This is a genomic window from Streptomyces sp. NPDC002935 (genome assembly GCF_040611295.1).
GTDB lineage: Bacteria > Actinomycetota > Actinomycetes > Streptomycetales > Streptomycetaceae > Streptomyces.
This window is the reverse complement of the sequence record NZ_JBEXNW010000018.1, coordinates 121417-144053: the sequence shown is the minus strand read 5'-3', so window position 1 is coordinate 144053 and position 22637 is coordinate 121417. Positions and strand designations below refer to the sequence as shown.

General features: G+C 69.8%; 14 protein-coding genes and 1 pseudogene. 7 read left to right on the top strand and 8 right to left on the bottom strand.

Annotation, left to right across the window (positions count from 1 at the left end; all coding sequences use genetic code 11):
- The first annotated feature begins 42 nt into the window (after nucleotides 1-42).
- From ABZX90_RS24635 to ABZX90_RS24620, 4 genes are all read left to right on the top strand, one after another.
- Entirely contained in the window at nucleotides 43-1971 is a 1929-nt protein-coding gene (locus ABZX90_RS24635; protein WP_355208019.1) for a hypothetical protein, read from the top strand.
- Between the two features lie 107 nt (nucleotides 1972-2078).
- Nucleotides 2079-3014 carry a metal-dependent hydrolase gene (locus tag ABZX90_RS24630; RefSeq protein WP_355208016.1) on the top strand — a complete coding sequence of 312 codons (936 nt, stop codon included), beginning with the start codon at nucleotides 2079-2081 and terminating at the stop codon, nucleotides 3012-3014.
- Nucleotides 3014-4063: a PDR/VanB family oxidoreductase gene (locus ABZX90_RS24625; RefSeq protein WP_351122104.1), complete on the top strand. Its 1050-nt coding sequence runs from the start codon at nucleotides 3014-3016 to the stop codon at nucleotides 4061-4063. Before ABZX90_RS24630 ends, ABZX90_RS24625 begins: the two co-directional genes overlap by 1 nt.
- A 57-nt stretch (nucleotides 4064-4120) precedes the next feature.
- Nucleotides 4121-4822, top strand: a complete 702-nt coding sequence (locus ABZX90_RS24620; protein ID WP_355208012.1) for a TetR/AcrR family transcriptional regulator — start codon at nucleotides 4121-4123, stop codon at nucleotides 4820-4822.
- Nucleotides 4823-4879: 57 nt separating this feature from the next.
- Here ABZX90_RS24620 and ABZX90_RS24615 read toward each other — a convergent pair whose 3' ends face one another.
- From ABZX90_RS24615 to ABZX90_RS24600, 4 genes are all read right to left on the bottom strand, one after another.
- Nucleotides 4880-5236, bottom strand: coding sequence for a 5-carboxymethyl-2-hydroxymuconate Delta-isomerase (locus ABZX90_RS24615; RefSeq protein WP_351122099.1), 357 nt, complete (start codon nucleotides 5234-5236; stop codon nucleotides 4880-4882).
- Between the two features lie 29 nt (nucleotides 5237-5265).
- Complete coding sequence (locus tag ABZX90_RS24610) at nucleotides 5266-6900, bottom strand: SpoIIE family protein phosphatase (protein WP_355208008.1); 1635 nt, start codon at nucleotides 6898-6900, stop codon at nucleotides 5266-5268.
- Nucleotides 6901-6999: 99 nt separating this feature from the next.
- Nucleotides 7000-12435: a pullulanase-type alpha-1,6-glucosidase gene (pulA, locus tag ABZX90_RS24605; protein ID WP_355208113.1), complete on the bottom strand. Its 5436-nt coding sequence runs from the start codon at nucleotides 12433-12435 to the stop codon at nucleotides 7000-7002.
- Nucleotides 12436-12579: 144 nt separating this feature from the next.
- A complete protein-coding gene (locus ABZX90_RS24600) occupies nucleotides 12580-13962 on the bottom strand; it encodes an alpha-amylase family protein (RefSeq protein WP_355208005.1) in 1383 nt (460 codons plus the stop codon).
- 173 nt (nucleotides 13963-14135) lie between these two features.
- Here ABZX90_RS24600 and ABZX90_RS24595 point away from each other — a divergent pair.
- Nucleotides 14136-14683: pseudogene (locus ABZX90_RS24595) on the top strand (hypothetical protein); the annotation flags it as partial.
- 227 nt (nucleotides 14684-14910) lie between these two features.
- On the opposite strand, the gene ABZX90_RS24590 reads toward ABZX90_RS24595, so the two are convergent.
- The 4 genes from ABZX90_RS24590 to ABZX90_RS24575 all read right to left on the bottom strand — a co-directional run bounded on the left by ABZX90_RS24590 (nucleotide 14911) and on the right by ABZX90_RS24575 (nucleotide 20158).
- Nucleotides 14911-16590 (bottom strand): glycoside hydrolase family 13 protein, encoded by a 1680-nt coding sequence (locus ABZX90_RS24590; RefSeq protein ID WP_351122093.1) that lies wholly within the window; start codon nucleotides 16588-16590, stop codon nucleotides 14911-14913.
- Between the two features lie 232 nt (nucleotides 16591-16822).
- Nucleotides 16823-17731 (bottom strand): ABC transporter permease subunit, encoded by a 909-nt coding sequence (locus ABZX90_RS24585; protein ID WP_355208002.1) that lies wholly within the window; start codon nucleotides 17729-17731, stop codon nucleotides 16823-16825.
- A gap of 13 nt (nucleotides 17732-17744) precedes the next feature.
- Nucleotides 17745-18749, bottom strand: coding sequence for a sugar ABC transporter permease (locus ABZX90_RS24580; protein ID WP_351122090.1), 1005 nt, complete (start codon nucleotides 18747-18749; stop codon nucleotides 17745-17747).
- A 134-nt stretch (nucleotides 18750-18883) separates the two neighbouring features.
- Complete coding sequence (locus tag ABZX90_RS24575; protein ID WP_351122088.1) at nucleotides 18884-20158, bottom strand: extracellular solute-binding protein; 1275 nt, start codon at nucleotides 20156-20158, stop codon at nucleotides 18884-18886.
- Between the two features lie 468 nt (nucleotides 20159-20626).
- On the opposite strand from ABZX90_RS24575, the gene ABZX90_RS24570 reads away from it, so the two are divergent.
- Both ABZX90_RS24570 and ABZX90_RS24565 read left to right on the top strand, forming a co-directional pair.
- Complete coding sequence (locus ABZX90_RS24570) at nucleotides 20627-21661, top strand: LacI family DNA-binding transcriptional regulator (RefSeq protein WP_351122085.1); 1035 nt, start codon at nucleotides 20627-20629, stop codon at nucleotides 21659-21661.
- A 108-nt stretch (nucleotides 21662-21769) separates the two neighbouring features.
- Nucleotides 21770-22630: a phosphatase PAP2 family protein gene (locus tag ABZX90_RS24565; protein WP_355207997.1), complete on the top strand. Its 861-nt coding sequence runs from the start codon at nucleotides 21770-21772 to the stop codon at nucleotides 22628-22630.
- Nucleotides 22631-22637 lie beyond the last annotated feature (7 nt).

The following is a 22637-nucleotide window of genomic DNA, read 5'->3' as shown; positions in this document are numbered from 1 at the left end:
CGGGGCCGGTGACCATCCACCGAGTCGCTCGTTCTGCTGAACGTGCAGTCACAGGATGTAGCCCCGCGCCCCGCACCCTCCTCCGGAGCGGTCGTCGACGTCGAGCAGGCCGAGGCGGCGCTCGTCGAGCACTACCCGCGGCTGGTCCGGCTCGCCTATCTGATGCTTCCGCCGAGCCTCGGCCGCAACCGCCGGGTGCTGACCGCGCACGCCCTCACCCAGCGCGCGCTGCCGCGTGGCCGCGCCTCGGGCGACGCGTCGGTCATCCCGGCGCAGCAGAGCGGCGCCGGCCGCGACGGCGACCCCGGCTACGCCTTCGTACGCCTCCAGGTGGTGCGTACGGCACTGGAGGCGGGGCTGCCGCTGAAGCGGCGGGCATGGCCCAAGCGGTCCCAGCTGCCGCCCCTCCTCCCCCACGTGTGGGGCCTGCGGCTCTTCCCCCGCTCGGGCGGCGCCGACGAACTCGCCCTGGACCAGCGGCTGTCCGCGCTCTCGGGGCCGGCCCGCGCCGCGTATGTGCTGCGCGGTCTGGAGAGACTGTCCGACGCGAACCTGCGCAGGGTGCTGGCGGCGGCGGGCGTCGCGGACCCGGCCTCGGCGCTGAAGGAGGCCGCGGGCGTCGAAGCGCGGGACGCGCTGCTCGACTCCCCCGAGTTCGACCCCTGTTCGCTGCACGCCCGGCCCACCGACCTGCTGCGGCGCAGGCAGCACATGAAGGCCGCGCTCGCCGCCACCGCCGCCGTGGCCGTGTGCGGCGCGCTGCTCGGGCTGCCGGGCGACGGCTGGGGCCCGGACGGCGCCGCGGCTCCCTCCTACGCGCAGAACCCGGCCGCCGAGGCCGCCCTCGACCCCGCGAGGCTGGAGCGGGTGGCCGCCGCGGCCTGGGAGTCCTCCGCACGCACCGACTTCTCCGTGTGGCCGGCGCGCGGCGATCTCGTCCAGGACACCGCGCTGCTGCGCCGCGCGCTCGCCGTCTGGGCCAGGCCCGGCGAGTCCGTGCAGGTCTCGGCGACACCCGGCACGCCCTCCGGCGCCCCGCCCGGACCGCCCCAGCTGCTGTACGCGGGCGAGGTCGACCAGGCGCGCGTGGTGCTCCTCTACGACGGTCTGCGCATCGCGCGCTACGCCGAGCCGAGGGACGGCACGGGCGGCGCGGCCCTCGACTTCGCGCGGGTCGACGGGGCGAGCGGAGCCGAGGCGAGCGCGGTGGTGCTGGGCCGGGCCGACGGCAACGTCCGCTACCTGACGGCCCCGTGGGTGAAGAAGGCCTCCGAGCGCGACCTGCTCAAGCCCTCCGCGGGGGCGATGGACCTCACCCTGTCCGCGGACGGCGCCACCTCCCCGCTGGCCGGACCGCCGCAGACCGGCGCGTGCACCTCGTGGAACGTGCTCCAGATCAAGGACGGCTCCGGCACCCATCTGCTGACCGACCTCGGCGAGCTGACCCCGGCCCATCTCACCTCGGGCCGGCCCGCCGCGCCCCGGGAGGCGTCCGGCGCCGAGAGCCTGCACGGGTGGGCACCCTTCGCGTGCTCCCTCGCCCCCGTGCGGTCACAGGGCGTGCGGTCCGTGAACGCCTGGCAGTACGCGCGGCAGCCGCTGCCCGACGCGAGCGGATCGGCGGAGTGGGTGTGCACCCGCGCCGACACCTGGCGGGGCGGCGGCACCCGGGTGCTGGCCCAGTTCCGTACCCCCGGGGGGACGTACGGGGCGGTCGCCGCGAAGGCCGAGAACTCCCCGGCGTGCGGTTCCCGCGACCCGCACGTGCTGGCCGGCGTGCTGTGGAAGTCGGGGGCGGGCGCCTGGTATCTCCTCGCGGCCGGCAGCAAGGGCACGACGTCGGTCGACGCGACGGGCGGGGTGCGCGGGTCGGCGGAAGGGTCCCTGCTCGCCGTACGGACGAAGCAGGGGGCGCAGGCCGAGCTGAAGGGAACCCTGGCCGACGGCCGGGGCATCACCGGGCTGCGCTGAACCAGCAGGCAGCCGGGCAGGCAGGCAGGCAGGAATTGCTGACAGGGATGTAAATAAGTAGCCGCACAGGGCTTCTCCGTGCGCCTACCCGTCAGTACATTGACGCCATGTCTAACACGCAGGCCCGGCTGCCCCGGCCGGTCGAGTCCGAGCGGACGGCGCTCAAGGCGCGGAAGGTGTCGTTCTCCTGGGAGGACACGCCGCTGCACTGGGTGCCGGACGATCCGTTCGCCACGCACACCATCAACGTGCTGCATCTGCTGCTGCCGGCCGGCGAGCGATGGTTCGTGCACGTGTACCGGCAGGTCCTGCCCCTCATCCGCGACGAGCGGCTGCGCGAGGACGTCATCGGGTTCATCGGGCAGGAGGCGATGCACTCGCAGGCGCACGACGAGGTGCTGCCCCACCTCAAGGAGCTGGGGCTCGACCCGACGCCGTACACCGCGCAGGTCGACTGGCTCTTCGAGAAGCTGCTCGGCGACCGGACCCTGCCCCCGGGCAAGGCGCGGAAGTGGTGGCTGCTGGAGCGGGTCGCCCTGATCGCGGCGATCGAGCACTACACCGCCTTCCTCGGCGACTGGGTCCTGAACGCCGAGGAATTGGACCGGCGCGGCGCCGATCCGACGATGCTGGACCTGCTGCGCTGGCACGGCGCGGAGGAGGTCGAGCACCGCTCGGTGGCGTTCGAGCTGTTCCTCCACGTCGACGGCAGCTACCGGCGGCGCGCACGGACCTGGGCGACCGCGTTCACCGCGCTCGTCTTCCTGTGGCAGCGCGGGGCCCGGTTCTTCATGGAGAACGATCCGACCCTGGCGAACGGCAGTGCGAGCCTCAAGGACTTCTACATCGGCGGGAAACGGGGCGTGCTGCCGACCACCGGGGACATGCTCAGGTCCATCCCCCGCTACCTCAGCCGCACGTACCACCCCTCGCAGGAGGGCTCCACCGAGCAGGCGGTCGCCTACCTGGCGTCCTCGCCGGCCGCCACGGCCGCTACGGCTACGGCTGCCTCGGTCGCCGAGAAGGGTGCCGGTGCCGCGTGATGCCCAAGGTGCGGACCGTCGTGGCCGTCGCGGGTGCGGCCCTGCTCGTCCGGCGGGCGCTGCGCCGCCGGATCGGGGTGTCACCGCTGTGGCCGCTGCCGGCCCTGGAGGACCCGATCTCCGGCCGGCCCCGCTCACGGGCCCTGCGGCTGCTGGTCGCCCGGCACGAGCGGGTCGCCGACGGCGTCGTCCAACTGCGCCTGGAAGGAGCGGACCTGCCGCCCTGGGAACCGGGGGCCCATCTCGATCTGGTGCTGCCGTCGGGGCTCGTCAGGCAGTACTCGCTGTGCGGTGACCCGGAGGACACCTCCTCGTACACGGTCGCGACCCGGCTGGTCGAGGACGGGCGGGGCGGATCGCGCGAGGTGCACGAACAGCTCCGGGAGGGCATGGAGGTCGAGGTGCGCGGACCGCGCAACCGCTTCCCGCTCGTGGACGCGCCGGCGTACGTCTTCGTCGTGGGCGGTATCGGGATCACCCCGGTCCTGCCGATGCTGCGGGCCCTCGGCGAGAGCGCCGACTGGCGGCTCCTGTACGGCGGCCGGACCCGCGCCTCGATGCCGTTCCTGGAGGAGATCGAGAAGCTGGACCGCGCGAGGGTCACCGTCGTCGCGGAGGACGAGGACGGACTGCCGGACCTGGACGCGCTGTTCGCCGGCCTCCCCGAGGGCGCGGCGGTCTACTGCTGCGGTCCGGACGGGCTGACGGCGGCGGTCCAGGCACGGATCCCGGAGGGCGGCACGCTGCATCTGGAGCGGTTCACGGCCCGTGCGTCCGGCGAGGGCGACACCGCCTTCGAGGTCGAACTGCGGCGCAGCGGACGCACGGTGACCGTGCCCGCCGGCTCGACGGTCCTCGCCGCGGTACGGGCGGAACTGCCCGACACGCTCTACTCCTGCGAGCAGGGATTCTGCGGGACCTGCCAACAGCGGGTCCTGGAGGGGGAGATCGAGCACCGGGACGAACTGCTGACGGACGCGGAGCGTGACGACTCGATGCTGATCTGCGTCTCGCGTACGCGGGGTGCGCGTATCGTGCTGGACATGTGAACGTCCGCGGCCCGGACCTGCCCGTTCCGGGCCGGATCCGGTCGGTAAGGTGTTCGCATGACAACCGGGGTACGCCGCAGGATGGGTGTCGAGGAGCGACGGCAGCAGCTGATCGGCGTCGCCCTCGACCTGTTCAGCCGACGCTCGCCCGACGAGGTCTCCATCGACGAGATAGCCTCGACCGCGGGCATCTCGCGACCGCTCGTGTACCACTATTTTCCGGGCAAACTCAGCTTGTACGAGGCCGCGTTGCAGCGGGCCGCCGACGATCTCGCGGGCCGGTTCGTGGAGTCCCGCGAGGGGCCGCTGGGGACGCGGCTGCTGCGGGTGATGCGCCGGTTCTTCGACTTCGTGGACGATCACGGGCCCGGTTTCGCCGCGTTGATGCGGGGAGGTCCGGCGGTCGGCTCGTCCACCACCAACGCCCTCGTCGACGCCGTGCGGCAGGCCGCGTATCTCCAGATCCTGTCGCATCTGGATGTCGAGAACCCGCCCGCCCGGCTGGAACTGGTGATCCGCTCCTGGATCTCGCTCGTCGAGTCGACCGCGCTGATCTGGCTGGACGGGCGGCGGATTCCGCGCGGTGAGCTGGAGGTGCAGCTCGTGCACGACTTCGCGGCCCTGGCGGCGGTGAGCGCCGCCTACGACGCGGAGTTGGCCGAGCTGCTGCGCAAGGGGCTTCGGGACGAGCCGGGCGACGGACCGTTCAGCGATCTCGTCGTCCGGCTGCTCGCGCTCGCCTCGCCGCCCGCGCCGTAGGAACGGGTTCGGGGTCCTGACCTGTACGGGTCCCGGGTGCGTCCCGGAGCCCGGGGGCTATGCCTCGAACTTGCGGTACGACGGGTCCAGGTCGCGCACCTCGGCCGAGGCGTGCAGCTCCAGTCCCTCAGCCGGCTTCACATGGGTCTTGAGCAGTTCCAGCACGGCCTCGGTCAGTTTCACCTTGACCGCGTCGGTCCGCCCGGCGAGCAGACCGAGGGTGACATGGACGACGGCGTGTCCGCCGGTGTCCGCGCCGACGACGGTGTCCTCGGTCCGGCGGAACTGTGTCTTGCACGCGCCGATCTTCGCGGCGGCCGTCTCGACCACCTCCGCGTGCAGCGCCAGGGCGAACCCGCTCCGGTCGAAGGCGCTTTCGAGCGGCGCGGAGTAGTCGACGGTGATCTGCGGCATGAGCACTCCTGTTCCAGGGACAGTCCCGATCACCCTAGCCGCAGCGCCAGCAGCGCGATGTCGTCCTCCCTGTCGTGGCCGAAGCAGCCGAGGAGGGCGTCGCAGAGCGCCCCGGTGCCCCGTGGGGCGGCGGCAGCGGCGCGGCGCAACTGCTCCAGGGAGACCTCCAGGTCGGTGCCGCGGGTCTCGATGAGTCCGTCGGTGACCATGAGGAGCCGGTCCGTGGGCATCAGCACGGCCTCGGTGGGCGGCGGGCGGTCCAGGCCGAGGCCGAGCAGCGGGCCCCGGACCTTGAGGTAGTCGGCGGTGCCGTCGTCGCCGACGAGGAGCGGAGGCAGGTGCCCGGCGTTGGCGATCCTGGCCCGCCCGCTCACCGGGTCGACCAGCACCAGACAGACGGTGGCGGTGACATCGGGGTGGTAGCGCTGGAGCATCCGGTCGAGCCGCGCGGCCAGAACGCCCGGGTCTGGGTCCTCCACGCAGTAGGCGCGCAGCGCGTGCCGGATCTCGACCATCACGGTGGCCGCCTCCAGCGAGTGCCCGACGACGTCGCCGACGGCGGTCAGTACGCCGTGGGAGGTGGGCAGCGCCGCGTAGAAGTCGCCGCCGATCTCGGTCTGCCGGGAGGCGGGGACGTAGCGGACGACGATGTCGACGCCCGGCATCGCGGGCAGTTCCTGCGGCAGGAAGCTGTGTTGCAGGGTCAGCGCGACATGGCGCTCGACCTGGTACCTGAGCAGCGGCTCGGCGGCCAGGGCGGTGGCCTGGGCGAGCCGGGTCACCACACCGGCGGTCTCCGGTGCCCTCTCGCGGCCGGTGCGCGCGGGCGTGGCGAGGCAGACGAGTGCCGTGCCGTCGGGGGTGCGGGCGAGGACGAGCCGGGCGTCCTCGACCTCGCCGGGCCGGAAGAAACCGGCAGGCCACAGGGGGGCGGGTACGACCGTGCCGCGCACCCCGCCGTGTCCGGCCACGGCGGAGCCGATCAGCCGGGCCACGGCCTCGTGCGCGCCGGAGTCCGGCAGCGCCGCCCGCGCCCTGCTCCGGGACAGTCCCCGGTACAGCTCACCGTCCTCGGCGAGCACGAACACGGCGGCCTGGGTGCCGGTGAGCCGGGCGGTGCCCTCGGCGGCGGCGTCGGCGAGTTCGGCGGGGCAGCGCGCGGCCTGGACGTCGACGATCGTCTCGGACAGCAGCGTCAGCCGGCGTACGAGCGTCTCGGCGTCGGCACGCATCCGGGCGCCGCGCACCGCGGCGCCCACGACGGCCTGGATCTCCCGGGGTTCGGCGGGGACCGAGAGGTAGGCGTCACCGCCCGCGTCCAGGCCCAGGCAGCGGTAGGCGGGTCCGTCCGAGACGGCGGAGAAGTGCACGACGGGCAGGGCGGCCGTCGAGGGCCGCGACTTGAGCCTGCGGCACAGCTCGAACCCGTTCATGTCCGGCAGCCCCACGTCCACCAGGGCCACGTCGGGCAGGACCCCCGCTCGCAGCCGTACGTCGAGTTCGAGGAGCGCCTCGGCGGCGCTGGCCACCGGAACGACGCTGTGCCCGGCGCGGCTGAGCACGGCGCCGAGCGCGTAGCGGCCCGTCGCCGTGTCGTCCACGACCAGCACGGTGGACGTGGCGTCCACCGTGAGGCCGGTGGACGTCGTGTCGTCACCGTCCATGGGAACAGTCTCTCGGGGCACGGATGCTGGTGGGGGCGGCGCCGGTCCCCGGCTCTTGCTCCGGGTGTCCGGTTCCGCCCCCACCAAGCTAGCCCGCTGTCACGGGGTTCGGGTGAAAACCGCCACCGTACGACCCGGAACGGCGAAGGTGCCCGATTTCTCGGCGTAGGACGAGGACTTGACGATAGAGTCCGCGCCCGACGCCTGCACCGGGTGCAGCGTGTACGCCGTCCCGGCCAGGGAGCCGACGGTCTGCTCCTGCTTCTCGGGGGTCGCGTTGAAGACGATCACGAGATCGCCGAGGCGCAGGGTGATCACCCCGGGGGTCTCGTCCTTCCCCGACAGCGGGAAGGAGAGCTTCGACTGCACCTGGCCGGCCGTGGAGAGCGAGAAGACGTTCTCGCCCGTACGGATCCGTTGCAGGTCCTGGTACGCGGCCGAGGTGCCGTCGATCTGGCCGCAGCCCACCTTGACGGTCGTCAACAGCGGTGTGGCGTAAGGCCACTTGGAGGCGTTGTCGGCGGCCGGCGGCAGCCCGCGCCCGAATCCGTTGCCGTCCTGGCAGTTCCAGTGGATGGCGTTGAACCAGTCACCGCTGTCGAAGGAGTTGCGGTCCAGGGACTTGGAGCGCAGCAGGTCGGAGCCGGCCTGGGAGAGGGACGGTCCCTGCGAGAGGGTGGCCGTCGCCATCGCCAGGACCTGCATCCGGGCCCGGTCCGCCGCGCCGGTCGTCGCGGGCAGTTTGTACGTCAGCGCGTCGTACAGCGACTCGTTGTCGTGGGCGTCGGCGTAGGCGAGCGCGTCGCCGGGCGCGTCCGCGTAGCCGGCCGGCTGGCCGTTGTAGTCGACCTCGGAGCCCTTGACGTCCTTGCCCGCGGAGTCGGTGAAGCGGAACCCGGCCAGGTTGCCGGTCAGGCCGACCTTGATGAGGTCCTGGTAGTGCAGCAGCCGGGCCTTCTGCTCGGCCGAAGTGCCGTTGGCGGTCGAGGAGTTGGGGTCGGTGTACAGGCCCGAGGCGAAGCCCTGGATGCCGGGGTCGGAGTCGAAGGGGCCGCCGCCGCGGACGGCGTCACGGGCCCGGTCGGAGAAGGTCGCGATCCCGGTTCCGGCCATGTTCTTCTGGGTGGCCTGGACGAACCGGGCGTCGTCGGCGATCTCGCCGAAGTTCCAGCCCTCGCCGTACAGGATGATCTTCTTGCCGTCGACGCCGTCCTTCGCGAGGGTGAGCGCGTCGAGGGCCTTCCTGACCGCGAGGATGTTGGCCTTGGGGTGGTGTCCCATGAGGTCGAAGCGGAAGCCGTCGACCTTGTACTCCTTGGCCCAGGTCACGATCGAGTCGACGACCAGCTTGCCCATCATGGCGTTCTCGGTGGCCGTGTTGGAGCAGCAGCTGGAGTTGGCGACACTGCCGTCGGCGAGGAGCCGCTGGTAGTAGCCGGGGACGATCCGGTCGAGGACGCTGGTGTCGGCCTGGCCGCTGGCGGCGGTGTGGTTGTACACCACGTCCATGACGACCCGCAGGCCGTCCTCGTTCAGGGACTTGACCATGTCGCGGAACTCGACCGTGCGCCGGGTGCCGTCGGGGTCCGTGGCGTAGGACCCCTCGGGGACCGTGTAGTGGTACGGGTCGTAGCCCCAGTTGTAGGCGTCCTTGGCGGCGGTCTTCGCCACGCACTCCTGCTGCTTCTGGGAGTCGGCGGCGTAGGAGGCGAGATCGCAGTCGGTGCTCTGCTGGTCGGCCTTCTTCTCGGGGATGGTGGCGATGTCGAACGCGGGCAGCAGGTGCACGTACGAGGTGCCGGACGCGGCCAGCTTCCTCAGGTGCTTCGAGCCGTCGCTGTTCTTGTCGGTGAAGGCGAGGTAGGTGCCCTTGTCCTTCGCGGGGACGGTCTTGTCCGCCACCGAGAAGTCCCGGATGTGCAGTTCCTGGATCTGCGCGTCGTTCAGCGGCACGGCCTTGGGCTTCTTGAGCGAGGACCAGCCGGACGGGGCGAGGGACTTGGCGTCCAGGTCGACGACCAGGCTGCGCTCCGAGTCGGTGGTCAGGGCCACCGAGTACGGGTCGGTCACCTTGTTGGTGACGATCTTCCGGACGGTCGGAGCCCACACCTTCACGACGTAGCGGTAGGGCTTGCCCGTCCAGGACTTCTTGCCGGTGACGGACCAGACGCCGGTGGCGCTGTCGCGCTTCATGGCGACGGTGGAGCCGTCGAGGTCGAGGCTCACCGACTGCGCGGTCGGGGCCCACACGGACAGGGTGGGAACGCCGTGGTGGAAGACCGGCCCGAGCCGCGCGCTCTTCGCGTCGTACAGATCGTCGAGGGCGCCGGCGATCTGGACGCCGGTGGCCGCGAGCACGGCGCCGTTCGCGGCCCGTTGCGAGGCGACGAGCTGACCGCCGAGCGCCGAGCGCACCCGGTCGCGGTCGCGCGGGTCGACGGACCAGGCGGTGTACGCCTTCAGGTGCGGGAACTTCGCCTTCTGCGCGTCGGTGAGGGTGGTCTTGTCCAGTCGCAGCCAGCGCTCGTCGTCGCTGGTCAGGGTTCCGTCCTTGACGGCGATCGAGCCGTCGCGGGAGGAGAGGAGCTGGGTGGACACGGCGGCGTCGGAGCCGTTCCAGGCGACCGTGTTCCGGTCGATCCAGACCGCCTTGGAGGTGGTCAGGTCGAGGGCGGCCGCGCTGCCCGCGGGCTGCGGCAGCAGGTAGGTCTCCTGGCCGTTCAGCAGCCACACCTCGTGGCCGTTGGCCGTCAGGTCCAGCGACTGGTCGGTGGGCAGGTCCTTGTCGTCGCCCTTGTGGAGGATGTAGCTGAGGCTGGTGGCACCCTCGGCGAGCGGCACCTCGTAGACGGCGCCGTAGGCGTCGGTCCGTACCGGCTCCAGGGGCTTCGTCCAGTCCGTGGGCGTCGCGGCCCCGGTCCAGGTGTGCAGACCCCAGCCGGTGTAGTCGCCGTCGGCGCGGTGGTAGTGGAGGACGGCCTTGGTCTTGTCCTGGGCGGGCAGGTCGGGCCGCTCGGTGAGGACGGTCTCCTTGCCCTGCTCGACCCAGACCTCGCCGGTCTTGGTGACGTCGATGGTGCGGTCGGCGGAGACGTCCTTGTTGCCGTCCTTGTCGATGACCAGGAAGCCCACACCGGAGGCTCCGGGCTTCAGCTTCACGTAGGCGAAGGCGCCGTAGGCGTCCCGGCCGATGAAGTCGTGGCCGGCCGGCCAGGTGGTGGACTCGCCGTCGGCGATGTCGCCCCAGGTGTACAGGCGCCAGTCGGTGTAGTCGCCGTCGGTGCGCTTGTAGTGGACGACCGCGTAGTCGCGCGAGGAGGCCGCCGGGATCTCCTCGGCGGGCGGGGTGCCGGTGGTCGAGGCGGCCGTCGCGCTCGCCGTGTGTCCGGCCGAGTCGATGACGACGGCCTTGTAGCGCAGCGCGGTTCCGGCGGGTACGTCCTTGCCGATGGCCTGGGTGACCTTGTACGGGGCGTGGTCGGCGGAGCCGAGGGTGCGCCACGTGCCGTTGCCGACCTGGGCCGCGAAAACGACGCGGTCGAGCTGTCCGCCTCCCCCACTCTCGGCTTCGCTCGAGCGGGAGGTGCCCCCATCGTCCGCCGACAGTTCGACGGTGCCGGTGGCACCCGCGGCGGGGGCCTTCAGGGTCAGCGTGGGCCTGGACGCGGGGGCGGCGAGCCGGCCCGCGGCCTTGAGGACGATCGCCGAGCCGGCCGGGACGGTGACGGTGACCTTCTTGTCCGCGTCGCTCTTCACCGAGGCGGATGTTCCGTATACGGCGCGGAAGTCCATGTTCGCCGAGCCTGTCGCGAACGTGGCCGACTTCGCGTCGTCGGCGTTGTTCACGGCGACGACGTACTCGGTGCCGGTCTTCGCGTCCGTGCGGGAGAAGGCGTACACACCGGCGCCGTCCGCTGCGTACCGCTCCGTCTGGACCCCGTCCGTGAGGGCCGGGTTGTCCTTGCGCAGCTTGGAGAGAGCGCTGATCTCGCTGTAGAGCGGTGCGCTCGTGTCGTACGCGTCGCTCGCGTGCGTACGGTCGGTGCCGATCTCGTCGTCGTCGAGGTAGTCGGCGATCTTGGAGGCGAACATCGTCTGCCGGGCGTCCTTGTCGCCGCCGGAGCCGGTGAAGCCCTGCTCGTCGCCGTAGTAGACGACGGGGTTGCCGCGGCTGAGGAACATCAGCGCGTTGGCCAGCTTGTCCTTCTTCAGCAGCTGGGCGTCGGTCGCCTTGGGGTTGTCCTGGTTCAGGAAGTACCCGATGCGGCCCATGTCGTGGTTGCCGAGGAAGGTGACCTGCTCGTAGGCGTTGGCCTTGTCGGTCGTGTACTTGTAGTCGTCCCCGAAGACGGACGCCAGCTTCCGCGCGCTGCCGCCCTGCGAGGCGTACGAGCGGGCCGCGTCCTGGAAGGGGAAGTCGAGGGTGGCGTCGAGGCGGCCCTGGGTGACGTACGGCGAGGTGATCGACGTGTCGGCGGAGTAGACCTCGCCGAACATGAAGAAGTTCTTGCGCCCGTGCCGGGCGGCGTACGCGTCGAGGGCGGTCGCCCACTGCGTCCAGAACTCCATGTTCACGTGCTTCACGGTGTCGATCCGGAAGCCGTCGATACCGAAGTCCTCGACCCACTTCTCGTAGATCTTCTCCATGCCGCTGACCACCTCGGGACGCTCGGTCCACAGGTCGTCGAGGCCGGAGAAGTCTCCGTACGTGGTGGACTCACCGGCGTAGGTGGAGTCGCCGCGGTTGGTGTACATCGTCGTGTCGTTGAGCCACGACGGGACCTTGGCGTTCTTCTTCGCGGCGGGAACGGTCGGCGTACGGGGGAAGGAGTCGGCGTCCACGGAGGGGAATCCGTGGGTGCCGTCCGCGTAGTCCGCGTCGTCGAACGGCTTCCCGTCCTTGGTCAGATAGGGGAAGGCGCCCTTGGAGAGGTAGTTGTAGGACTTCTCCTCGTAGTCGACGACGTCGGCCGTGTGGTTGGTGATGACGTCGAAGAAGACCTTCATGCCCTTGGCGTGGGCCTTGGAGATCAGCGTCTCCAGGTCCTTGTTGGTGCCGAAGTGCGGGTCGACCCGGGTGAAGTCGGTGATCCAGTAGCCGTGGTAGGCGGCCGAGGCGTCCTTGCCGGTGCCCTGGACGGGCTGGTTCTTGAAGATCGGCGCCATCCAGATGGCGGTGGTGCCGAGGCCCTTGATGTAGTCGAGCCTCTTGGTCAGGCCCTTGAGGTCGCCGCCCTGGTAGAAGCCCTTGTCGGTGGGGTCGTAGCCGGTCGACAGCCGGGAGCCGGTCAGTCCGCCCTCGTCGTTGGACGTGTCGCCGTTGGCGAACCGGTCCGGCATCACGAAGTAGAACTGGTCACGGGTGGAGTCGTGTCGCGACGGCTCGGCGGCGAGCTTCGCGTCCGACGGCGGTGCGGGCGGGGTCTGGGCCCGCGCCACGAGGGGTTGCGCAAGCGATACGGCCAATGCGGCGGCGAGGACGGCTGCGCGCAGCCTGGGGCGGCCTGTACGACGCGCCGGCCCTCTCGGTATCAGGTCCACAGTTGTGAACTCCTAGCGATTACGGCGTACTCGGGTCCGACCCCGCGCAGCGTTTCGGCCACGATGCCGAACGCCCGCGTGACCGTATCGCTCACGCAAGGTTTACAGCAAGAGTCTTGCAACGTGCGGAAAGACTTTTCAGCAGCTGGACTTGCCCGTGTAGATGGCGAGTGCCGTGTTGGCACCCAGCGTCGCCGTGAACTGGCCTGAACTGTTCACCGTGATGCTCGTGTTGTTCTGGACGTTGCAGTACGTTCCCGCGGCGAGGGAGGTGCTGTACGTCCGGCTCAGCGCGGAGGTCTCGTGGTTGATGGCCACGAAGCCCTTGCTGCCGCGGCCGAAGGCGATGGCGTCGCCGCCGTTGTCCCACCAGTTGGTGAGGGACTGCCCGCGGGTGGTGTTGCGGAAGGCGACCATCGACTTGATCTCCGGCCAGGCGTGCTGGCACTTCCAGCCGTCCTGCCAACAGGCGTTGACGGTACCGCCGTTGGGCGGTCCGGCGTCCGCGTCGGACCACTCGTAGCCGGAGTTGATGTCGGGGGCGCCGTAGGGGTAGGCCAGCATGAAGACGTTGGCGAGGGTGTAGTTCGCCCCGTCCTTGTAGTTGAGCGTCGAGCCGTTGCGCTCCGTGTCGTGGTTGTCGACGAAGACGGCGGAGACCGAGCTGCTCATGTAGCCCCAGCCCTCGCCGTAGTTCTTCAGGTAGGCGAGGTTCTCGTTGTTGAAGACGCGCTTGAGGTCGTAGGCGTAGCGGAACTCCTGGACGTCGCCGTTGCCGGTGTACTCGGTGGGCTGGACGGCCTCGCCCGCGCCGTAGATGGCCTCCTGCTTCCAGTAGACCGACGGATTGCTCAGCCGGGACTTGATGTTGGCGAGGTCGGCAGCCGGCATGTGCTTGGCCGCGTCGATACGGAAGCCGTCGACGCCGTAGCCGAGCAGGGTGTTCATGTATCCGGCGATGGCCGAGCGGACGTAGTCCTCGCCGGTGTCCAGGTCGGCGAGACCGACGAGTTCACAGTTCTGGACGTTGGCCCGGTTGGTGTAGTCGCTGATGGTGGACGTGCAGTTGTCCATGTCGGCGGACGAGTACAGGCCCGGGTAGTTGTACTTCGTGTACGAAGAGCCGCCGGTGCCGGTGCCGGATCCGGCCGACATGTGGTTGATGACCGTGTCCGTCACGACCTTCACACCGGCCGCGTGGCAGGTGGTGACCATGTTCTTGAAGGCGGTGGCGTCACCGAGCCGACCGGCGATCTTGTAGCTGACGGGCTGGTACGAGGTCCACCACTGCGAGCCCTGTATGTGCTCGGCGGGCGGGGACACCTGGACGTAGCCGTATCCGGCGGGGCCCAGCGTGTTGGTGCATTCCTTGGCGACCGAGTCGAATTTCCACTCGAACATCACGGCGGTGACGTCCTTGGTGCCCGGCGGCGAGGCCGCCGCCGAACCGGGGGGAACGGTCACCGAGACCGCCAGGCCCGCCACGAGGGCGAACGAGGCGGCAAGCGTTTTCCTTGCCATGTGTGTGTACTCCTGCACTTCGTCGTGCGGGTGGGGGGATCGGAACGTACCGCTTGCAATCAAGTTTCAGCAAGATGTCGAAAGAACTTCCAACTCCCTTATTGACGCGCCCCCTTCGGCGGTCCCACGCTCCACACGGGTCAGCTCCCGCGCTCCGCGGCCGTACTGACCGGATCCGGAGAGGAGCCGCACCCCCGATGCAGCTCGAAGCCGGCATGAACACGATCCGGGCACAGGCTGTCGCTCCCCCTCGGAGAAAAGGGCAGCAAGCGGGGGCCCGGTGGTTACCGGAATCGGCGGGAGTGGCATGCCAAGACGCGTCGGCTGCGGGTGCTGGAGGACCGGCTGGAGCCGGCGCGGGCCGACTGGGCGGCCGGTCGGGTGCGAGAGTGGTGCGGGGCGGAAAACGGCTGCTGAACACCCGCCACCACCTGGAACAGACGCAGCTCACGAAGCTGGAATGGCGTGCACGGTGGGAGGCGTCGCGCCGGTTCCCTGCAGGCGGACGGCGAGTCCGGCAATCGGCACGGCAACGAGACCATCCGGGTCAGCCCCGACGGCGAGGTCAGCATCAGGCTCCCGGCCCCGCTCGCCCACCTTGCCAACACGGGCGCACGGCCGCTACGTCCTCACCGCGCGGGTGTCGTTCGCGCACCGGGGCCAGGCGTGGCGCGACCGGGTCGAGGCGAACCGGGCGGTGGCCTACCGCATCCACGAAGACGCAGCGCGCCCACCGGGCACGGTGACCTGGGAGTCCGGGAGCAATCGCGCCTACACCACGGGCTCGGGCGCCGGGTACGGGGTGAGCGACACCTGGAGGTAGGCACACGCACGGAAGCGGTGCTCCGGCCGTCAGGTTCCGGAGCACCGCTTTCCGTGCGTGTGTCGACCGCCCGTCGGACGAGCGGTGCCCCGGTGGTCAGGACCGGAGCACCGCTCAGGCGTGTGTCAGACGGCCCACCACACGGTCGTGTCGGCGGGCAGCTTCGCCTCGCCGTCCTGCGACAGGGTCACCTCGCCGCTGGCGACGAGCACCCGGCCGTACGCGGGGACCGTCACGGTCTCGCTCCCGGTGTTGGCGGTGCAGACGAACTCACCGCGCTGGAAGGCGAGGACGCCCTCCGGTGCCGTGAGCCAGCTGACGCTGTCGCCCGCGCCCAGGTCGGACCGCTCGCGCCGGACGGCGAGCGCGTCGCGGTACAGCTCCAGGGTGGAGCCCGCCACGCCGGTCTGCGCCTCGATGCTCAGCTCGGCCCACTCGGCGGGCTGCGGCAGCCAGCTGCCTCCGTCGCCGAAGCCGTACGAGGAACCGGCGCGGGTCCACGGGATCGGCACCCGGCAGCCGTCGCGGAAACCGTCCTGTCCGGCGCCCCGGAAGAAGGCGGGGTCCTGGCGCACCTCGTCCGGCAGGTCGACGACGTCGGGCAGGCCGAGCTCCTCGCCCTGGTAGACGTAGGCGGAGCCGGGCAGCGCCAGCATCAGCAGGCTCGCCGCGCGGGCCCGGCGCAGACCCAGCGCGCGGTTGCCCGCGGTGCGGATCTGGGTGCCGAGGCCGGCCTCGTTGGCGAACCGGGTGGCGTGCCGGGTCACGTCGTGGTTGGACAGCACCCAGGTGGAGGGGGCGCCGACCGGCCGCATCGCGTCGAGCGTGCGGTCGATCACGGAGCGCAGCTCGGCGGCGTCCCAGTGGGTGCCCAGGTACTGGAAGTTGAAGGCCTGGTGCAGCTCGTCGGGGCGCACGTAGTTGGCGGTGCGCTCGATCGTGGGCGTCCACGCCTCGGCGACGAAGATGCGCTCGCCCGAGTACTCGTCGAGGATCGTGCGCCACTGCCGGTAGATCTCGTGCACGCCGTCCTGGTCGAAGAACGGCATGACATCGTTGCCCAGCAGTTTCAGCTGGTCGTGGTCGCCGAGGTCCGGCAGGCCCTCCGCCTTGACCATGCCGTGCGCGACGTCGATACGGAAGCCGTCGACGCCCATGTCCAGCCAGAACCGCAGGATCGAGCGGAACTCGTCGCCCACGGCCGGGTGTTCCCAGTTGAAGTCGGGCTGCTCGGGCGCGAAGAGGTGCAGGTACCACTCGCCCGGGGTGCCGTCCGGCTCGGTGACCCGGGTCCAGGCCGGGCCGCCGAAGATGGACTCCCAGTCGTTGGGCGGCAGCTCGCCGTTCTTCCCCTTGCCGGGGCGGAAGTGGTAGCGGTCGCGCAGCGAGGAGCCGGGGCCCTCGCGCAGCGCGCGCTTGAACCACTCGTGCTGGTCCGAGGAGTGGTTGGGCACGAGGTCGACGATGATCCGCAGGTCGAGCCCGTGGGCGTCGCGGATGAGCGCGTCGGCGTCCAGCAGATTGCCGAACATGGGGTCGACGGCCCGGTAGTCCGCCACGTCGTAGCCGGCGTCGGCCTGCGGCGAGGCGTAGAAGGGGCTGAGCCACACGGCGTCCACGCCGAGGTCGCGCAGGTACGGGAGTCGGGAACGTACGCCCTCCAGGTCGCCCATGCCGTCGCCGTTGCTGTCGGCGAAGCTGCGCGGATAGACCTGGTAGATCACCGCGTCGCGCCACCAGTCGCGATGCGCGGCGACGGTGGCGAGAACGGAGTTCGGGGCCTGGTCGGCGGAGTGCTGGCTCATGGCGTCCTTGATGCGATGAGGGTCCCCGCGTCCGAGCGCGGTCGGACGTGGGGAGGAATTCGGCTGTGGGGGCGACCCCCTGCTCACGCGAGGCCGGGAGCACGGGGCGAAAGGCGTCGGGGCGGGGGGATGAGGCGGCCGCGGTACCGGCGGGGTCGGATGGGCACCGCGGCCGCCACCCGCGCGCTTGGAGCGCGCGGGAGTCTTGGGCGTACGGGGCTGTCCTTGCGGATCAGCCCTTCGTGCCGCCCGCGGTGAGTCCGGTCACCAGGTTCTTCTGTACCAGGTAGAAGAAGGCGGAGACGGGTATCGCGATCAGCACGGCCGTCGCGGCCGCCAGATTGCGCTGCGAGTCGTGCTCGCTGACGAAGGTCTGGAGTCCGACGGCGAAGGTGTACTTCGAGTCGTCCAGCATGAACGTCGAGGCGAAGGCGACCTCACCGAACGCGGTGATGAAATTGTAGAACGCGGCCACCGCGAGGCCCGGCTTGGCGAGCGGCAGGATCAGCCGGAAGAAGGTGCCGAAGGGGCTCAGCCCGTCGACGCGTCCGGCCTCGTCGATCTCGAACGGAATGGTGTCGAAGTAGCCCTTGAGCAGCCAGGCGCTGTAGGGCACCGCCGTCGAGCAGTAGACGACGATCAGGCCGAGGTAGGAGTCGATGAGCTGCAGGTCCGAGAGGATCTGGTACATCGGCACGATCAGAACGGCGATCGGGAACATCTGGGTGACCAGCAGGACCCACATGAACTTCTTGTAGCCGGGGAAGCGCATGCGCGAGACCGCGTAGCCGGTGGTGGCCGCGATCATCACGCCGACGACCGTGGTGCCGAGCGAGACGATGAGCGAACTCTTCATCCACTCGAAGAAGTTCGTGTGCTGGAGCACGAAGGAGTAGTTGTCGAACGTCATCTTGTCCCAGATGCGTCCGGGGTGCAGATAGTCGTCCTTGTCCGGGCCGAGGGACAGGAAGACGAGCCAGCCGATCGGGAACAGCGCGGCCAGGCTCGCGACGATCAGGATGCCGTGGGAGACGAGCGAGCCGGCGAGGCCGCGCTGACCGCGCTTGCGTGCCGGCCGGGGCGCCTCCTCGTGCACGGAGGTCTGGTCGGCCGGAGGCGTCTGAAGTGTGGTGGTGCTCATGGAGACTCCTGCCTCAGATCGCGAGCTGCTGGTCATTGCGGTTCAGCCAGCGGCGGTAGAAGGAGGTGAAGACGATCAGGATGGCCAGCAGCAGCATGCCGTAGGCCGCGGACTGCGCGAAGTCGCGCGGTTGCTGACCGAAGCCGAGGTAGTAGGCCCAGGTGACGAGGATCTGTGCGTCCGGCGCGGTGCTGCCGAACAGGATGAAGATCACCGCGAACTGGTTGAAGGTCCAGATGATGCCGAGGAGCACGACGGTGGAGCTGACCGACCGCAGGCCCGGCAGGGTCACGTAGCGGAACTGCTGCCAGGCGTTCGCGCCGTCCATCTCGGCGGCCTCGTACAGCGTGGCGTCGATGGACTGCAGTCCGCCGAGCAGCGAGACCATCATGAACGGCACACCGCACCAGGTGTTGACCATGATCGCGGCGAACCGCTGCCAGAAGGTGTCCTCCAGCCACAGAGGCGCCGGGATGTGCACCGCGTCGAGCATCGAGTTGATGATGCCGCCGTCGGCGAGCATGAAGCGCCAGCCGAAGACGGTGACGAACGTAGGCACGGCCCACGGCAGCACCAGGATCAGCCGGTACAACGTCCGGCCGCGCAGCTTCTGGTTGAGCAGCAGCGCCAGACCCAGGCCGATGCAGTAGTGCAGGGCGACACACAGGACGGTCCAGGCGATGGTCCAGATGAAGTGCGACCAGAAACGGTCGTACGACGTCGGACCCCACAGGATGTCCTTGTAGTTGTCCAGCCCGATGAACTTGTAGGTGGCGTCGATGTGGTTGACGCCGATCGTGCGGGCCGAGTTGAGGCTGTTGGCGTCCGTGAACGTCAGATAGATGCCCCGTACCAGGGGATAGAGCACCAATCCGCCGAGTACGACGACGACCGGGGCGATCATCGCGTACGCATACCAGTACTTCTGGTACGAGTGCTTGAGACGCTGCATCCGGCCGGGACGCGGTGCTCGGTCACCGCGGCGCTTGCCGGTCGCTCGGTCGATGGCGACTGTCATGGTTCGACACCTTCTGCAAGATCAGGAGTTGGGCGCACACAGCCGGTGGCCGCCGGATCCGTTCCCCCGACTGTCGGGGGTCCCCCCGGCCCGACCGAAGTCGGACAGGGGAGGGATCCGGCGGCCACACGGGCTCACTTGCTGAAGTCCGGGACCAGCTTGGCGATCGCCAGTTCGGCGTTGCTCAGGCCCTTGTCCAGGGACTCCTTGCCACCCGCGATCTTCGGCAGCTCGGTGTCGAGCGGGCCCCACAGGGAGCCGTACTCGGGGAGCGCCGGGCGCGGCTGGGCGGCGGGGAGGACGCCCTGGTAGCCGGCGATGCCCGGGTCGGCCTTGACCTCGGCGGTGTAGGCGTCGTCACGCGTCGGCAGCGTGGAGTTCTTGAGCGCGATCGTCGACTGCGACTTCGCGGAGGTCATGAACTTCACGAACTTCAGCGAGGCCTCCTGGTGGGCCTTGTCCGAACCCGCGTACACGGAGAGGTTGTGGCCGCCGGTCGGGGCGCCCGCCTTGCCGGTGGAGCCGGCCGGGACGGTGGCGATACCGAGGTTCGCCTTGTCCGCGAAGGCCGAGCCCTTGTAGAAGTTGGTGATCTCCCACGGGCCCTGGACGATCGAGGCGACCTTGCCGTTGACGAAGGCGTCCTGGATGTGGGCGTACGCGTCGGCGGTGGTGTCCGCCTTGTGCAGGCCCTTGCCGGAGAACAGACCCTGCCAGGTGCCGAACGCCTTCTTGGCCTCGGGCGAGTTCACCGTGATCTTCTTGGCGTCGGCGTCGACGGTGTTGGTGCCCTCGCCGTAGAGGAAGGACTGCGCGTAGTAGGCCTGGGTCGAGCCCCAGTAGCCGTCGACGCCCGTCTTCTTCTTGATCGTGGCGGCGGCGGTCTTCAGGTCGGCCCAGGTCTTCGGGGCCTCGCTGATGCCGGCCTTCTTGTACAGCGCCTTGTTGTAGACGAGCGCGAGGGTGTCGGTGACGAACGGCACGCCGTACGTCTTGCCGTCGAACTTGGCCTGCTCGATCAGGTTGGGCTGGAACTTCGCCTGGTCCGCGAGGGCCGGGGTGCCGTCGAGCGGCAGGAAGAAGCCCTTCTTCGCGAAGGCCGGGGTCCAGCCGACCTCGGAACGCAGGACGTCCGGGGCGCCCTTGGAACCGGCGGCCGTGTCGAACTTGTTCTGCGCCTGGTCGAAGGGCACGTTGACGTACTTGACCTTGATGCTGGGGTTGGCCTTCTCGAATTCCTTGGCCAGGGCCTGGTACGTCGGCGCCTCATTGGTGGCGTTGGACGTGTCCCACCAGGTGATGGTGGTGGGGCCGTCCGCCTTGTCACTGCCGCTGTCACTGCTGCCGCAGGCCGTCGCCGCGAGGGCGAAGGACGCCACCAGCGCGGTGGCCGCTATGCCACGCCGCATGAGATCTCCTTGAGGGTGAAAGCCCGAGTAGGTGGTGAATCGGTCCCGCCCGATCCCCTTGCCGACTTGCCGACTGCGCCGTTGCGTCCGCCGGGCGACGTGAACGTAACAGCGTTGTAAGCGACGCGAAAGACCTTGCAGCAAAAAAGTGCAAGAGCCGTCGAGAGTTACGTGCCCGTGACCTCTGTGCGTCCACCCCGAAACCCTGATACCAGGCCGCTCAGCAGACATGGGGGCCTCTGTGCAAGACTCTGCAAGCTCTTGCCATGGATGTCACATACGGGGATCATCGGCCCGTCAGCGCCTTGCAGGAGCCACCCCTTTCCCGCGGCGCACGCACGCGACGCCGAGCCGACCAGAACACGAGGGAGCGCGATGACGCAGCAGCCCGGAGCGGGCCGAGCAACCGCCCGCACACGGCGTCTGGTTGGTGGGCAGGGTGAGATGCGACCGGTACAGTCCAATCCTGTGACCACACGGCTTGCCGACATCGCAGCCCAGGCGGGGGTCAGTGAGGCGACTGTCAGCCGCGTCCTGAACGGGAAGCCGGGCGTCGCCGCGACCACCCGCCAGTCCGTTCTGGCCGCGCTCGACGTACTGGGCTACGAGCGCCCGGTGCGTCTGCGACAGCGCAGCGAGGGCCTGGTGGGCCTCATAACCCCCGAGCTGGAGAACCCGATATTCCCTGCCCTCGCGCAGGTCATCGGGCAGGCCCTGACGCGCCAGGGCTACACCCCCGTCCTCGCGACCCAGACTCCGGGCGGCTCCACCGAGGACGAGCTGACCGAGATGCTGGTCGACCGCGGTGTCGCCGGCATCATCTTCGTCTCGGGCCTGCACGCCGACACCTCGGCGGACATGCAGCGCTACGAGCAACTGCGCGGTCAAGGTGTCCCGTTCGTCCTGGTCGACGGCTTTTCGCCCAAGGTGCAGGCGCCGTTCATCTCGCCGGACGACCGCGCGGCGATGGCTCTCGCGGTCACGCACCTCGCCTCGCTCGGGCACACCAGCATCGGACTGGCCCTCGGCCCCAAGCGGTTCGTGCCGGTCCAGCGCAAGATCGAGGGCTTCGTGCGCACGATGCAGGAGCAGCTCGGCCTCGGCCCCGCCGACGTCGAGGAGCGACTGATCCAGCACTCGCTGTACACGCTGGAGGGCGGACAGGCCGCCGCGAGCGCCCTCATGGACCGTGGCTGCACGGCGATCGTCTGCGCCAGCGACATGATGGCGCTCGGTGCGATACGGGCCGCACGCCAGCGCGGCCTGGAGGTCCCCAAGGACATCTCGGTCGTGGGATTCGACGATTCGCCGCTGATCGCCTTCACCGACCCGCCGCTCACGACGATCCGCAAGCCGGTGCCCGCGATGGGACAGGCCGCGGTGCGCACGTTGCTGGAGGAGATCGGCGGGACGCCCGCGCCGCACAGCGAATTCGTGTTCATGCCGGAACTGGTGGTGCGCGGTTCGACCGCTTCTGCCCCTGGGGACCGGAATCGTCCCTGAGAAGGAGCCCCCGGGGGCTGTAGACCTCCCCCGGGCGTAGAACATGCGACCAGGACCCGACCAAGGGATGATCGGTGGGGGAAGGCTTTTCTGGCAGACTCTGTGCCTATGGGTGAGACGACCGTGACGACACTGGAAGGCCGGGAGCAGGCCACTCCACAGCCCGTCGCGGAGGAGAAGACGGGAAACAGGCTCCTGCGTCACATGCGGGCCCCCCGTCGCCCCCGCCTCTGGTTCGAGATCCTGCTCATCGGCGTGAGTTACTGGACGTATTCGCTGATCCGGAACGCCGTTCCGGAGCAGAGACGCGAAGCGCTGCGCAACGCCGACTGGATCTGGCAGGCGGAGCACCATCTCGGTGTCGCCTTCGAGGAGTCGGTCAATCACGCCGTGAACTCGGTGACATGGCTGATCATCGGGATGAACTACTACTACGCGACGCTGCACTTCGTGGTGACTCTGAGTGTTCTCGTGTGGCTGTACCGCTGTCATCCCGGCCGCTATGCGGCTGCTCGGCTCGTACTCTTCGCGACCACGGCGGTGGCCCTCGTCGGCTACTACTTCTTCCCGCTCGCGCCACCCCGCCTCATGACCGGCGGCTCCTTCGTCGACACGGTCATGGTCCACGAGACCTGGGGCTCGATGGCCTCCGGCGACCTGAAACACATGTCCAACCAGTACGCCGCGATGCCGTCCATGCACATCGGCTGGTCCCTGTGGTGCGGCCTGACCGTCTTCGCGCTGGCCTCGGCCCCCTGGGCCCGCATCCTCGGCATCCTCTACCCGGTCGCCACCCTCGTGGTCATCGTCGCCACCGCCAACCACTTCTGGCTGGACGCGGCGGGCGGCATGCTCTGCCTCGCCTTCGGGTTCCTGGTGGCGCGCCTCTGGTACGGGGCGCTGCCGTACACGCTGCCGCAGTGGGTACCGGGGAAACGCGGGGCGCCGGTACTGCCGGTGAAGGCCTGATCCCCAC

Bases quoted from the DNA above. Each gene is read 5' to 3' on its own strand.
- ABZX90_RS24625 (WP_351122104.1), top strand. From the start codon at position 3,014: ATGCCCAAGGTGCGGACCGTCGTGGCCGTCGCGGGTGCGGCCCTGCTC.
- ABZX90_RS24580 (WP_351122090.1), bottom strand. From the start codon at position 18,749: ATGACAGTCGCCATCGACCGAGCGACCGGCAAGCGCCGCGGTGACCGA.
- ABZX90_RS24615 (WP_351122099.1), bottom strand. From the start codon at position 5,236: ATGCCGCAGATCACCGTCGACTACTCCGCGCCGCTCGAAAGCGCCTTC.
- ABZX90_RS24565 (WP_355207997.1), top strand. From the start codon at position 21,770: ATGGGTGAGACGACCGTGACGACACTGGAAGGCCGGGAGCAGGCCACT.
- ABZX90_RS24600 (WP_355208005.1), bottom strand. From the start codon at position 13,962: ATGGCAAGGAAAACGCTTGCCGCCTCGTTCGCCCTCGTGGCGGGCCTG.
- ABZX90_RS24630 (WP_355208016.1), top strand. From the start codon at position 2,079: ATGTCTAACACGCAGGCCCGGCTGCCCCGGCCGGTCGAGTCCGAGCGG.
- ABZX90_RS24575 (WP_351122088.1), bottom strand. From the start codon at position 20,158: ATGCGGCGTGGCATAGCGGCCACCGCGCTGGTGGCGTCCTTCGCCCTC.
- ABZX90_RS24610 (WP_355208008.1), bottom strand. From the start codon at position 6,900: ATGGACGGTGACGACACGACGTCCACCGGCCTCACGGTGGACGCCACG.
- ABZX90_RS24620 (WP_355208012.1), top strand. From the start codon at position 4,121: ATGACAACCGGGGTACGCCGCAGGATGGGTGTCGAGGAGCGACGGCAG.
- ABZX90_RS24585 (WP_355208002.1), bottom strand. From the start codon at position 17,731: ATGAGCACCACCACACTTCAGACGCCTCCGGCCGACCAGACCTCCGTG.
- ABZX90_RS24590 (WP_351122093.1), bottom strand. From the start codon at position 16,590: ATGAGCCAGCACTCCGCCGACCAGGCCCCGAACTCCGTTCTCGCCACC.